This is a genomic window from Methylobacterium sp. CM6244 (assembly GCF_054817885.1).
Genome location: NZ_CM139247.1, coordinates 3,930,286 through 3,942,944 on the forward strand (window position 1 = coordinate 3,930,286; position 12,659 = coordinate 3,942,944).

Annotated in this window: 12 protein-coding genes; 1 reads left to right on the forward strand and 11 read right to left on the reverse strand. The window is 67.5% G+C overall.

Going from position 1 to position 12,659, the window contains the following annotated elements; genetic code table 11:
• Positions 1 to 75 precede the first annotated feature (75 nt).
• A complete protein-coding gene (gene yajC, locus ACYQML_RS18425) occupies positions 76 to 411 on the reverse strand; it encodes a preprotein translocase subunit YajC (protein ID WP_056424225.1) in 336 nt (111 codons plus the stop codon).
• 234 nt (positions 412 to 645) lie between these two features.
• On the opposite strand from yajC, the gene ACYQML_RS18430 reads away from it, so the two are divergent.
• A complete protein-coding gene (locus ACYQML_RS18430) occupies positions 646 to 1,536 on the forward strand; it encodes an ATP-binding protein (RefSeq protein WP_461227548.1) in 891 nt (296 codons plus the stop codon).
• Positions 1,537 to 1,657: 121 nt separating this feature from the next.
• Here the strand turns inward: ACYQML_RS18430 and ACYQML_RS18435 are convergent, their stop codons facing one another.
• The 10 genes from ACYQML_RS18435 to argS all read right to left on the reverse strand — a co-directional run bounded on the left by ACYQML_RS18435 (position 1,658) and on the right by argS (position 12,584).
• Entirely contained in the window at positions 1,658 to 3,079 is a 1,422-nt protein-coding gene (locus tag ACYQML_RS18435) for a murein hydrolase activator EnvC family protein (RefSeq protein WP_056424223.1), read from the reverse strand.
• Between the two features lie 234 nt (positions 3,080 to 3,313).
• Positions 3,314 to 3,961: a protein-L-isoaspartate O-methyltransferase family protein gene (locus tag ACYQML_RS18440; protein WP_311275286.1), complete on the reverse strand. Its 648-nt coding sequence runs from the start codon at positions 3,959 to 3,961 to the stop codon at positions 3,314 to 3,316.
• A 117-nt stretch (positions 3,962 to 4,078) separates the two neighbouring features.
• Positions 4,079 to 4,843 carry a 5'/3'-nucleotidase SurE gene (gene surE, locus ACYQML_RS18445; protein WP_056424219.1) on the reverse strand — a complete coding sequence of 255 codons (765 nt, stop codon included), beginning with the start codon at positions 4,841 to 4,843 and terminating at the stop codon, positions 4,079 to 4,081.
• Complete coding sequence (gene serS, locus ACYQML_RS18450) at positions 4,843 to 6,129, reverse strand: serine--tRNA ligase (protein ID WP_056424217.1); 1,287 nt, start codon at positions 6,127 to 6,129, stop codon at positions 4,843 to 4,845. The genes surE and serS overlap by 1 nt, the downstream gene beginning before the upstream one ends.
• Before the next feature lie 231 nt (positions 6,130 to 6,360).
• A complete protein-coding gene (gene tatC / locus ACYQML_RS18455) occupies positions 6,361 to 7,161 on the reverse strand; it encodes a twin-arginine translocase subunit TatC (RefSeq protein ID WP_056424215.1) in 801 nt (266 codons plus the stop codon).
• Positions 7,158 to 7,652, reverse strand: a complete 495-nt coding sequence (gene tatB / locus ACYQML_RS18460; protein WP_461233623.1) for a Sec-independent protein translocase protein TatB — start codon at positions 7,650 to 7,652, stop codon at positions 7,158 to 7,160. Before tatB ends, tatC begins: the two co-directional genes overlap by 4 nt.
• A 96-nt stretch (positions 7,653 to 7,748) precedes the next feature.
• Positions 7,749 to 8,012: a twin-arginine translocase TatA/TatE family subunit gene (locus tag ACYQML_RS18465; protein WP_056424210.1), complete on the reverse strand. Its 264-nt coding sequence runs from the start codon at positions 8,010 to 8,012 to the stop codon at positions 7,749 to 7,751.
• A 190-nt stretch (positions 8,013 to 8,202) separates the two neighbouring features.
• Positions 8,203 to 9,207, reverse strand: coding sequence for a beta-N-acetylhexosaminidase (gene nagZ, locus ACYQML_RS18470; protein WP_461233624.1), 1,005 nt, complete (start codon positions 9,205 to 9,207; stop codon positions 8,203 to 8,205).
• A gap of 191 nt (positions 9,208 to 9,398) precedes the next feature.
• A complete protein-coding gene (locus ACYQML_RS18475) occupies positions 9,399 to 10,808 on the reverse strand; it encodes an SPOR domain-containing protein (RefSeq protein ID WP_461233625.1) in 1,410 nt (469 codons plus the stop codon).
• A gap of 30 nt (positions 10,809 to 10,838) precedes the next feature.
• Positions 10,839 to 12,584, reverse strand: a complete 1,746-nt coding sequence (gene argS, locus ACYQML_RS18480) for an arginine--tRNA ligase (protein ID WP_461233626.1) — start codon at positions 12,582 to 12,584, stop codon at positions 10,839 to 10,841.
• Between the last annotated feature and the right edge of the window lie 75 nt (positions 12,585 to 12,659).

The following is a 12,659-nucleotide window of genomic DNA, read 5'->3' on the forward strand; positions in this document are numbered from 1 at the left end:
CCCTTCAAGCGGAGTCACAAGCCGTGTGCCGGGGCGCGGACCATCGGTTCCGCACCCCGGCACACGGCATTCGGCTCACGCCGCTTTGACCGGCCCGCCCTTGACGCGCACTTCCGAAATCATCGTCCGGACGATCTTCACCCGCACGTTCGGGGCGATCTCGACCTCGATCTCGGACGCTTCGTCGGCCACCTTGGTGACGCGCCCGACGAGGCCGCCGGTGGTGACGATGGTGTCGTCGCGGCGCACGTTCTTCACGAGGGCCTGATGCTCCTTCACGCGGCGCTGCTGCGGGCGGAGGATCAGGAAGTACATGATGACGAAGATGAGGACGAACGGCACCACCTGCAAGGCGATGTCCGCTCCGCCAGCGGCCGAGGTGGCCCCTTGCGCGAAGGCGGGGGTAATCAAGCGGGTGACTCCTTAGGCTGAACCGGTCCTCACATCGTCGCGCACGGGCCGATCTCGGCGCGTCTGGACCGGTCTAAAAGCGCGCGGACTATAGCCATGCACTAGGTGAAAGCAACGGCGCGTCTGCAGCCGGCAAGGTGCGGATCGCAGGCGCCCGATGCCGCACCCGTGATTTTCGTGCCCGATGTCCGTAATGACGCGCTCAAGCGCGTATTCCAGGAGCTTCGAGACGCCATGACCGCGACCCAACCTGCAGACCGGGAGATGATCGAGGCGATCCTGCCCGTCCTCGAGCGGATCGCCGCCGCGCTGGAGCGTTCCGCCCCGGCCGCGAAACCCGTCATCGACATGAATTCCGCCGACGCTTTCCTCTGGGGCGCCGAGTGCCGCCTCATCCCGGTGCCGCGGGTGAACAGGGTGGAGATCGATCTCCTCACCGGCATCGACCGGGCTCGTGACATCCTCGTCGACAACACCGCGCGCTTCGCCAAGGGGCTGCCCGCCAACAACGCCTTGCTCTGGGGGGCACGCGGCATGGGTAAGTCGTCGCTGGTGAAGGCGGCCCATGCCCGCATCAACGCCGAGCGGGCGGAGGGCGAACTGCCGATGAAACTGGTGGAGATCCACCGCGAGGATATCGAGACCCTCCCCGACCTGATGGCGACTTTGCGGGCGGACCGGCACCGCTGGATCGTGTTCTGTGACGACCTGTCCTTCGACGGCGACGACACCTCGTACAAGTCCCTCAAGACTGCCCTCGATGGTGGCATCGAGGGCCGGCCGGAGAACGTGCTGTTCTACGCGACCTCGAACCGGCGCCACCTGCTCGCCCGCGACATGGTGGAGAACGAGCGCTCCACGGCGATCAATCCCGGCGAGGCGGTGGAGGAAAAGGTTTCCCTCTCCGACCGGTTCGGCCTCTGGCTCGGCTTCCACAAGTGCAGCCAGGACGAGTACCTCGCCATGATCCGTGCCTATGTCGAGCGGTACGGACTGAAGGCCGACCTGGATACGGTGCGGGCCGAGGCGCTGGAATGGGCCACTACCCGCGGCTCCCGCTCGGGTCGCACGGCGTTCCAGTTCATCCAGGATCTGGCGGGGCGGTTGGGCCAGCGGCTGGAGTGAGGCTCGCCCAGACCGAGTTGAAGTGTGTGCCTCGGGATGGATGGACGGGGTATCAAACGGATCTACAAACGAAAACGGCGGCTCCTGCGAGCCGCCGTTTCTCTTTGGGTCTTGAATGCGCTCAGTTGCTGGCGAGGTGCGGCATCGGGTCGACCGGGGTCGCGCCCTTGCGGATCTCGAAGTGCAGCTGGGGCGAGGTCACGTTGCCCGAGGCGCCGGACTTGGCGATGGTCTGGCCGCGCTTGACCTTCTCGCCGGGGCGAACGTCGAGTTCGCCGTTATGGGCGTAGGCCGAGACGTAGCCGTTGGTGTGGCGAACCAGCACCAGCTTGCCGTAGCCCTTCACGTCCGAGCCGGCATAGGCGACCGTGCCGTCCTCGGCGGCCTTCACGGCCGTACCCTCGGGCACAGAGATGTTGATGCCCTCGTTGCCGCTGGTGCCGTAGCCCGAGATCACCCGGCCCTTGGCAGGCCAGCGGAACGACTGGTCGGGCTCGGCGGCGGGAGCCGCAGGTGCGACGGAGCCGGTGCTGGCGGGCTCGGCCTTCTCGGGCACGGGCGTCAGGGAAGCGACCTTGACGGGCGCGGCCTTGGCCTTCTCGGCGGCCTTGGCTTCGGCGACCTTCTTGGCCGCATCCTTTGCGGCTTCCGCCTTGGCGAGCTTGGCTTCGGCTTCCGCAGCCTTGCGGGCGGCCTCGGCCTTCGCCTTGGCGGGATCGACCTTCGGTGTCTCGGCCTTGGCCACCTCGACGGGCTTCTTCACCTCGGCGAGTTTCTTGGTCTCCGCGAGCTTCTTCGCATCGGCGAGCTTCTTGGCTTCGGCCGCATGCTTGGCATCGGCCGCGAGCTTGGCGTCGGCGAGTTTCTTGGTCTCCACGGCCCGCTTGGCCTCGGACACCTTGTTCGCCTCGGCGATCTTCCTGGCTTCCGTAGCCGTCCTGGCTTCGGCTACCGCCTTGGCGGCGGCTTCCTTGCGGGCCGCTTCCTGACGGACGCTGTCCTGGCGAGCGGCCTCCGCACGGGCAGCCTCTGCACGAGCCTTGGCTTCGGCGGCTTTTGCCTCGGCAGCCTTCGCTTCCGCTGCCTTGGCGCCGGCATTGAGCGGAAGACGGGCCGGGGGTGCGGCAGGCACGGTGCGCGGGGTCGCGACCATGCCGCGGCCGGCATCCGGATTCATGCCCGCGGGATTCATTCCCGAGGGGTTCATGCCGGACACCATCCCGGAATTCGGCGCGGTGGAAGCGACACGGCCCGTGGCCATGGGAGGCGTCGCCGCCAGCGGACGCGGCGACATCGGCGCGCCGAGTGACTGCGACTGGATCCTGGAGGTGCGCACCGCCGGGGCGGCAGGCATCTCGCCCTCCTCGGGCAAGCTGCCCGTGGCGCTGGGCTCACTTGAAATGTTGGAGGCGAAGGGGTTCCCGAAGGGGTCGCCCAACCGCGACGCATCGGTGGAGCATCCGGCAGCACTGCCGCCGATCACACCGATGAGCGCGAAACGCGACAGCGTCCTCAACCCTAGACCAGTCCCGCGAACCCGCATCGACGCACCTGTTTGCCTGACGCAACTTGATGACGTCATTCAAACGGGATTCAGGTTAAACAACCGTTCCCGTTCACCACGTTTTCGACACCGAAGGAACTTTCCGAGGGCGGGAGTTCCATGGCCGATTCCGGTTCGAATGGCCTTGGGGAGCGATAAGATCGTGCCAGATCAAAGGTTTGGCGCCTCCCCTCGTAGACCCTGCTCCTCGCTTTGGCGAAGCGAGGTCTTTCGTCAAAGAATGAACGCCCTGCCGTCTGTCAGGGGCGCCAGCCTTAATCCGCTGCCGAACCCTTCGCTGATGCGTCCGTCCCGATCCCGGTCGATGAAGGCCAGCCGGCTACCGCTCCCGTAGCCGAGGGCGCCGACGAGACGGCCGCCGGGCAGCAGGGCGGCCGCGAGATGCTCGGGGAAGGCTGGCAGGGTCCCGTTGACGAGGATACGGTCGAAGCCGCCCTCCCCGGCCGATGCGGGATCGAGGCCGTCACCCGTCTCGATACGGGCGATCACCCTGTCCTCCGGGTCGAGGGCGGAGACGGCGTCCTCGGCCAGCGTCGCATAGCGCTCGACGCTCAGGATCGCGGCGGCGCCGAGACGGATCAGCAGAGCGGTGACGTAGCCGGAGCCGGTGCCGATTTCGAGAATGCGGGTGCCGGGCTTCACCTTCAACGCGGTCAGCATGGCGGCGACGACGGTGGGCGCCGACATGGTCTGGCCGCAGGGCAGCGGCAGGGCGATGTCGCGCCGGGCCAGATCCCGGTGCCCTTCAGGGGCGAATCGGGCGCGGGGCACGCGCTCCATGGCGCGCAACGTGTCGGTGTCGCGCACGCCAAGACCGCGCAGGGCCATGACGAAGGCGGCATCCTCGACCGAGCCCTCCATCGTCACCAGCTGTGCCTCATGGCCGTGTTCGATCGTTCCGTGGCTTGGATCGTCCGCGGTCCCGCACAGGGGTGCTGGGGCGCGATAGCGCTTGCGCCGTGCGAAGACCGGGATTCCTCACTCGGCAAAGGCTTGTGCGAAGCGGGTCAGGCTCGGTTCGTCGGTGAGATCCAGGCGCAGCGGCGTCACGGAGATGCGGTTCTCCGCAATGGCCTTGAGGTCGGTGCCATGGCCCGGCTCGAACTGCGCCTTGGCGAATGCGAGCCAGAAATACGGGTTGCCGCGACCGTCCTGCCGGGCATCGATGGCGAGCAGCGCCTGATTGCGCATACCCTGCGCTGCGACGGAGGTGCCGACCACCTCCTCGGGTTCGCAATCGGGGAAGTTGACGTTGACGACGATGCCGGGCTCGATCCCGATTTCGAGGATCTTCTTGACCACGCCCGGCCCGTGATGGGCAGCGCAACCCCATTTGATCGCCCCACGCCCACCGGCGCCGTAGGCCTGGCTCAGGGCGATGGAGCGCACGTTGAGGATCGTGCCTTCCATGGCCGCCGCGATGGTGCCCGAATAGGTCACGTCCTCGGCGACGTTCTGGCCGCGATTGACCCCGGACAGGACGAGATCCGGCCCGTGGTCCTTGAGGATGTGGCGCACGCCCATGATGACGCAATCCGAGGGCGTGCCCTTCACGGCGAAGCGCTTCTCGGAGACCTGGCGCAGGCGCAGGGGATCGTTGAGCGACAGCGAGTGCGAGACGCCGGACTGGTCACTCTCGGGCGCCACGACCCAGACGTCGTCGGACAGGGTCCGGGCGATGCCCTCTAGGGTTTCGAGGCCCGGCGCGTGGATGCCGTCGTCGTTGGTGACCAGGATGCGCATCAGCTCTTCAGCCCTTCGATCTTCTCGATGCCGCCCATGTAGGGCTTGAGAACCGACGGGATGGTGACGCTGCCGTCCGGGTTCTGATAATTTTCCATCACGGCGATGAGGGCGCGGCCCACGGCGACGCCGGACCCGTTGAGGGTATGCACGAATTGTGCGCCCTTGCCTTCCTTCGGCCGATAGCGCGCGTTCATCCGCCGCGCCTGGAAGTCGCCGCAGACCGAGCAGGACGAGATCTCGCGATAGGTCTCCTGCCCCGGCATCCAGACCTCAATGTCGTAGGTCTTCTGGGAGGCGAAGCCCATATCGCCCGTGCAGAGCGTCATGACCCGGTAGGTCAGGTCGAGCTTCTTCAGCACGGCTTCCGCCGAGCCGAGCATGCGCTCGTGCTCCGCCGCCGATTGATCGGGCGTGGTGATCGAGACGAGCTCGACCTTGTTGAACTGGTGCTGGCGCAGCATGCCCCGCGTGTCGCGCCCAGCCGACCCGGCCTCGGCGCGGAAGCAGGGGGTCAGCGCGGTGAAGCGTAAGGGTAGCTCGTCCTCGGAGAGGATGCTCTCGCGCACGAGGTTGGTGAGCGGGACTTCGGCCGTGGGGATGAGCCAGTGTTCCTCACCGGCCCGGAACTGGTCGTCGCGGAACTTCGGCAACTGCGCCGTGCCGAACATCGCCTCGTCGCGCACGAGGATCGGTGGGGCCACCTCGGTGTAGCCGTGCTCGCCGGTGTGGAGATCGAGCATGAACTGGCCGAGCGCGCGTTCGAGCCGGGCCAGCTGCCCCTTCAGCACCACGAAGCGGGAGCCAGACATGCGTGAGGCCGCCTCGAAATCCATCAGGCCGAAGGCCTCACCGAGTTCGAAATGCTGGCGGCCGGTGGCGAGCTTGGTACCGCTTCCGGAGAAGGCGCGGTGCTCGACATTGCCGTGCTCGTCGGCGCCCTCGGGCACATCCGGGTTCGGACGGTTCGGGATCGCCGCGAGTCGGTCGTCGAGAATCCTGCCGGCTTCCGCCTGCGCGGCCTCGAGGGTGGGCCCCTCCTCCTTCAGCCGTGCCACCTCCGCCATGAGTTCGGCGGCGCGCGCCTCGTCCTTCGCCTTCTTCGCGCCGCCGATCTCCTTGGCCAGAGCATTGCGCCGCTCCTGGTTGGCCTGGGCCGCCGAGGTCGCGGCTTTGCGGGCGTCATCGAGGCCGATCAGCTCGGCCGAGAGCGCGTCGAGGCCGCGACGGCGCAGGGCTTCGTCGAACGCTTGCGGATTCTCGCGGATGGCGCGGATGTCGTGCATGGGCGGCTCGGTTCGCTATGAGTCGCCGACGCTTTGCAGCATCGGGGCGACCCCGACAAGGCCGGGCATGAGTCGACGGAGCATCCCCGATACCCCCTTATCCTGAGGCGGCGCAGCGCAGTGCAGCCCTCGAAGGAGGCCTCCAGACACCAAGGTGCGGACTGGAGGCCTCCTTCGAGGCCGCTTACGCGCCGCCTCGGGATGAGGTGGTGGATGGGGCTTTTGTGGCGCCTAAGGCTCCAGACCTTCCGCGACCCGCTTGGCCTTGCGGCGGCGTTCGACGCGGGCGACCGAGAAGATCGAGGCCTCGTAGAGGAGGAGCATCGGCAGGGCGAGGGAGAGCTGCGAGATCACGTCGGGCGGCGTCAGGATCGCCGCCGCCACGAAGACGAGGACGATGGCGTAGCGCCGCTTCTCGCGCAGGAAGACCGTGTCGATGACGCCGATCTGGCCGAGCAGGGTAAGGATCACGGGTAGCTGGAACGCCAATCCGAAGGCGAAGATCAGCGTCATGATGAGCGAGAGATACTCGTCCACCTTCGGCAGAAGCGAAATCGTCGCTTCACCCGGCTGGCCGACCTGCTGCAGGCTCACCGAGAACTGGATGAGAAGCGGCATCGCCAGGAAGAACACCACCAGCGCGCCGAGAACGAAGAAAATCGGCGTCGCCACGAGATAGGGCAGGAAGGCCTGGCGCTCGTTGCGATAGAGGCCCGGCGCGACGAAGGCGTAGATCTGCGTCGCGATGACCGGGAAGGCGAGGAAGGCCGCGCCGAACACGCTGAGCTTGATGTTGGTGAAGACCTGCTCGAGGAAGTGCGTCGCGATGAGCTGCGCCTTCTCCGCCCCTACTACAGAGACGTAAGGGTAGAGCAGGATGTTGTAGATGTGCCGCGAGACGAAGAAACACGCGAAGAACATCACGATGAACGCGGCCAGCGACTTGATCAGCCGCGAGCGCAATTCGATCAGATGATCGAGGAGTGGCGCGCGCGAAGCCTCGACCTCGGATTCGTCGACCGAATCGATCATGTGCTTGCGCCGGTCTCGGTAGGTTTGGTGGAGGATGCCTCCGGCGCGGTCGTACGCGGTGGAAGATCCGGCAAGGCGTGCACGGGCGGCGGCGGCTCCGGCGAGGCTATCTCGGGTGACGGCGCTTCGGGTTCGGACTGCGGATCGTTCTCGGCGAGCTTGGCGGCCACGTTGGCGAGGGGCTGGGTGCTCGACTGGGACCGGCCGCCGACCGCACCGCTAATCTCATCGCGTATCGTCTGGACGGGGTTGAAGCTCGGCCCCATCGTGCTCGCGGAGCGCTTGATGCCGTCGACCTCGCGGCGGACCTCGTCGAATTCCGCCTCGCGGATCGCCTCGTTGAACTGGGCATGGAATTCGCCGGCCATGCGGCGCATCTTGCCCGTGACTTGACCGACCGTGCGCAGGGCCTTGGGCAGATCCTTGGGTCCGATGACGATGAGGGCGACACCGCCGATCAGCATCACCTCACCCCAACTCATGTCGAACATGGCGTCGCTCGTCCCGCGGCCGATGGCCTTTGCCTCGTCACGGCCGGCGGCCTAGCATAGTTTGCGCAAGGCCGATGCCTGTCCGTACGGTTTGCTTCAGACGACCTTGCGGTCGGCCGTGACATGGCTCGCCGTGGCCGGCTCGCCCTGGGGAGGCAGCGTACGCACGGGCTCGCCCGCGCTCGGCGGCGGAACGGCCGGGGCCTGTCCGGTCGGGGTCTCGTCCTCGGCCATGCCCTTCTTGAAGGCCTTGATGCCCTTGGCGACGTCGCCCATCAGGTCCGAGATCTTGCCGCGCCCGAACAGCAGCATCACGATGCCCGCGACGATGATCCAGTGCCAGATACTCATGCTGCCCATGGCAAACTCCTGCGCCCATGCTGTCGCCAGCCCAGCGACGCCCTCTCACGACGGATTGTCGGGAACCTAAGGATGGCGGGGAGCGAACACAAGAACCGCACGGTCTCGCGCTGAGGCATTTGAGGCATCTGAGACAATTGTGCAGCGCGTCATGGCGGCACTCGCCCGAAACGCTGGGGCAGTCCGGGCCTCACGCGTGGGCGGAAAGACCAGCCTCGAAACGCGAACGGGCCTCGGCCACATCGAACTCCACGCGCGGCGCGAGCCGGGCCAGGGCGGCCTCGGCCCGGCGCAAAGCCTCGCCGGACAGGATCGGCGTACCTTCCAGGACGGCCTGCATCTCGTGCCGCTCGCCGTTGCAATGGAGGGCGACATCGATACCGGCGGTGAAGGCCTTCTCGGCCTTCTCGCGAAAGCTGCCGTCGAGGGCCTTCATCGAAAGGTCGTCCGTCATGAGCAGGCCGTCGAAGCCGATGAGGCCACGGATCACCTGGCCGATGACGGCGCTGGACTGGGTCGCGGGGTGATGCGGATCGAGGGCTGCGTAGACCACATGGGCGCTCATCGCCATCGGCAGGTCGGCCAGGGCGCGGAAGGGCACGAAATCGTGCGAGGCTAGGCTGACGCCCTCGGCCTCGACCACGGGCAGGTCCTTGTGGCTATCGCAGGCGGCGCGACCGTGACCGGGAATGTGCTTGATCACCGGAAGGACCCCGCCTTCCATCAACCCTTCGGCCACCGCCCGTCCGAGAGCGATGACAATGTGCGGATCGGTGCCGTAGGCGCGATCGCCGATGATGTCATGAGCTCCCGCCACCGGCACGTCGAGGACGGGCGCGCAATCGACGTTGATTCCCACCGCGGCGAGATCATGCGCCATGAGCCGCGCGCCGAGGCGCGCCATGGCGGTGCCCGATCCATTGAGGCGGCCGAAACGGGCGCCGGCCGGATAAGACGGCCAGTGCGGCGGTCCCATGCGCTGCACCCGTCCGCCTTCCTGGTCGATCAGAATCGGCGTATCGGCCCGGCCCGTCGTAGCGCGCAGCGCATCGGTCAGCGCCCTCACCTCGTCCGGCGAGCCGATATTGCGCTTGAACAGGATGAAGCCCCAGGGCTGCGCGTCGCGAAAGAACGCGGCCTCCTCGTCCGAGAGAGTCCGGCCGGCACAGCCGAGGATCAGGGCGCGAGTTGTCATGGGATGTGCTGCTCGGCTTGATGATGGACGGACTGTCCGAGGGGCATCCGTCCCTGCACTTCACGATGGCGGCTCCGCCCGCGCTGGCGGTACTCGAACGAGGCGTCACGGACCCGCGACAAGCCGGCACTGTCTCTCGCCGTCTTCGCGGCACTCGCCTGAGCGCCGCCGTGACCCTCAGTTCCCGAGGCTCAGTTCTTGGCGACGAAGCACTGGCCGCCGGCGCCCTGCAACTCGGTGCAGAGGGTGGTCGCCTCGGCCTTGGCCAGGGGCCCGACGCGAACGCGGTAGATCGTCTTGCCGCTGACCTCGGCCTGACGGATCAGGGCGGGCTTGCCAGAGAGCTGGCTGAACTTGCTCTGCATCTGCTTGAACGCGGCCTGCGCTTCGGCTTCGCTGGTGCGTACGCCGAGCTGGACCGAGTAACCGCTCACGGGTGCGGTGGAGGCCGAGGCGGCGGGCGCAGGCGTCGGCAGGGCGGAGGTCGCGTCGGGGGCGACGGCGGCTACCCGCTGCGGGGCCTTCGCGCGAGAGGCGGAAGCGGTCGGCTCGGGGGCCGAAGCTTCCTCGGTGGGAGCGGGCGTCATCGCCGGCAGCTTCCCGACGCGTGAATGCATCGAGGCATTGGTCGAACCACCGCCATCACCCGGAAGGGTCATGGTGGGGATCACCGATTGGGCGACGGGCGCTTCGCGCTGAGGCGGCGGCGGAGGCGTATCCGGCTTCACCGACACGGTCCGCACCCGGCGAGGCTCGCCGAGGGTTTCGGTGAGGGGACCCGTATTGCCGCCCTGCTGTCCGGTGGACGGCGTGGCGCCGCCCTCCCCGGCGCGCTGGGCCGAGCGGGCGGCCTGCGCCACGTCGACCGGCTGCTCCTCGCGGTTGACGATGTGGATCTGGTCGTCCTTGGCGTTACGGTCGTAGATCCGCTTGTTCTGGTCGGGGATCTCGACGCCGTCCGCTTTCTGCGGTGCGATCTTCAGCGGAGCCTTGTCGGCGAGGATCGTCGGCACGGTGCCGTCGCTGTGGCTCGAATTCATGCTGCGCCAGGTGAGCGCACCGGTGACGCAGACCACCAGCACGCCGAGGCCGGCGCCCACGGAAACGAGGCGGCTGCGCTGGCGGGGCCGCTCGGCCGCGCGATTGAGGCGGTCGTCCTGCTCCGGCGCGTAAGCCTCGGACCCGTGCGGATCCTGAGGACCGGCGACATAGGCACTGTGGTCGACGGAGGCGAGATACTGATCGAACGCGTCGGCCGGATGTGCCGAGTGTGCGGCCTGCGGCTCGGGCTCGACCTGATGCTGGGCATGCTGCGCGTATCCCGAAGGCGCGGCGGCGTAGCCTGCGGGAGCCGCCGGTGCCTCGTCGTGGAAGCTCGGTTCCCTGCGTCCTCCCTGGGCTCGCGGCTCGGCGGTGGCACGGGAATCACGCGCTTCCAGCAACGCGCGGAAAGGATCGTCCTGGCCGACGATGCGGGCGAGTTCGGCCAACGGATCGGGCTTGGCCGCAGGCTGGGCCTGCGACTGGGGCGGCGTCGTGGGCTGCAAGTCACGCGCGAAGGCGTCGAAATCGACAGGCGCTCGCGAAGCGTTCGTCGTCATGGCAGCATTCCTCTTCACGCCGAGATCACCTCACCGCATTTCATCCGGCGCGGTGACACCCAAGACCGTGAGGCCGGAGGCGACGACGCCCCTCAAAGCCTCCACGAGGGCCAGTCTTGCCCGTGTCGAGTTTCGGTCGTTTGGATTAATAAACCGTAATTGCGGCAGGTCTTTGCCTTTGTTCCAGAAACCATGCAGGGAACTTGCGAGCTCGTAGAGGTAGAATGCCACACGATGTGGCTCGTGCGCCGCAGCCGCCGCTTCGATCACCCGGGGGTACTGGGCGATCAACCGCATGATCTCGATTTCCGCGGAATCGGCAAGGAGCGTCAGGTCCGCGTCGGCTAGGCCGGCGACGGAAAAATCCTCGTCCGGCATGGCCTCGCCTGCCTGCCGGAACACCGAGGCGCAGCGGGCATGGGCGTACTGGACGTAGAAGACCGGGTTGTCCTTGGATTGCTCCACCACCTTGGCGAGGTCGAAATCTAGGGTCGCGTCGTTCTTGCGGTAGAGCATCATGAAACGGATCGCGTCGCGGCCGACTTCGTCGACCACCTCGGCGAGGGTGATGAACTCGCCCGCGCGCTTCGACATCTTCACCGGCTCGCCGGCCCGCAGGAGACGCACGAGCTGGCACAGCTTGACGTCGAGAGTGGCGTGGCCGTCGCTCACCGCCTTCACCGCCGCCTGCATGCGCTTGACGTAGCCGCCGTGATCGGCCCCGAGGACGTCGATCAGGTCGGTGGCGCCGCGCCGGATCTTGTCGCGGTGATAGGCGATGTCGGAGGCGAAATAGGTGAACGAGCCGTCCGATTTCAGCAGCGGCCGGTCAACGTCGTCGCCGAACTCCACCGTGCGGAACAGGGTTTGCTCGCGGTCCTCCCAATCCTCGGGAAGCTGGCCCTTCGGCGGCGGAAGCCGACCCTCGTAGACGAGACCTTTTGCGCGGAGTTCCGCCAGGAGGACGGGCACCGCCTCCTTCAGCGTGGCCTCGGAGAAGAACACGTCATGGTGGATGCCGAGCCGGGCGAGATCGCCCCGGATCAGGTCCATCATCGCGGCGATGGCATCCGCCCGTACCTGCGGCAGCCAGTCGGATTCCGGCGCGTCGAGGAGCGCGCGTCCGTGCTTCTCGGCGAGCGCCTTGCCCACCGGCACGAGATAGTCGCCGGGATAGAGGCCTTCGGGCACAGGGCCGACCTCTTCGCCCAGGGCCTCGCGGTAGCGCAGGAACGCGGACCGGGCGAGCACGTCGACCTGCGCGCCGGCATCGTTGATGTAGTACTCGCGCGTCACGTCGCGGCCGGCCGCCACGAGCAGGTTCGCCAGCGCGTCGCCGAATACCGCCCCGCGACCATGGCCCACATGCATCGGTCCGGTGGGGTTGGCCGAGACGTATTCGATGTTGACCTTGCCGCCGCCCATCCGGGCGCGGCCGTACTCGGTGCCCTCGCCGAGCGCGGCACGCACGACCTCGTGATAGGTCTCGGGCGTCAGGCGCAGGTTGATGAAGCCCGGTCCGGCCACGCTCGCCTCGACCACGCGGGGATCCTGCCGAAGCTCCGCCGCCAGCGCTTCGCCGAGCGCCTTCGGATTGGTCCGGGCCTCCTTGGCGAGGACCAGGGCCGCATTGGTGGCGAGGTCGCCGTGCGTGGCGTCGCGCGGCGGCTCGACCACCACGCGGGAGAGATCGAGCCCCTCGGGCAGCGTCCCGGACCGGGTCAGGCTCTCGAGCGCTTCGCGCACGCGCGCCTCGAAGGTGGCGAAGATGTTCATGGGATATCTATTCCGCTCGCGCCATGCCGCATCGTCACGACGGCTTGCGCCTCAATGCGGCGGCATACCAACGCG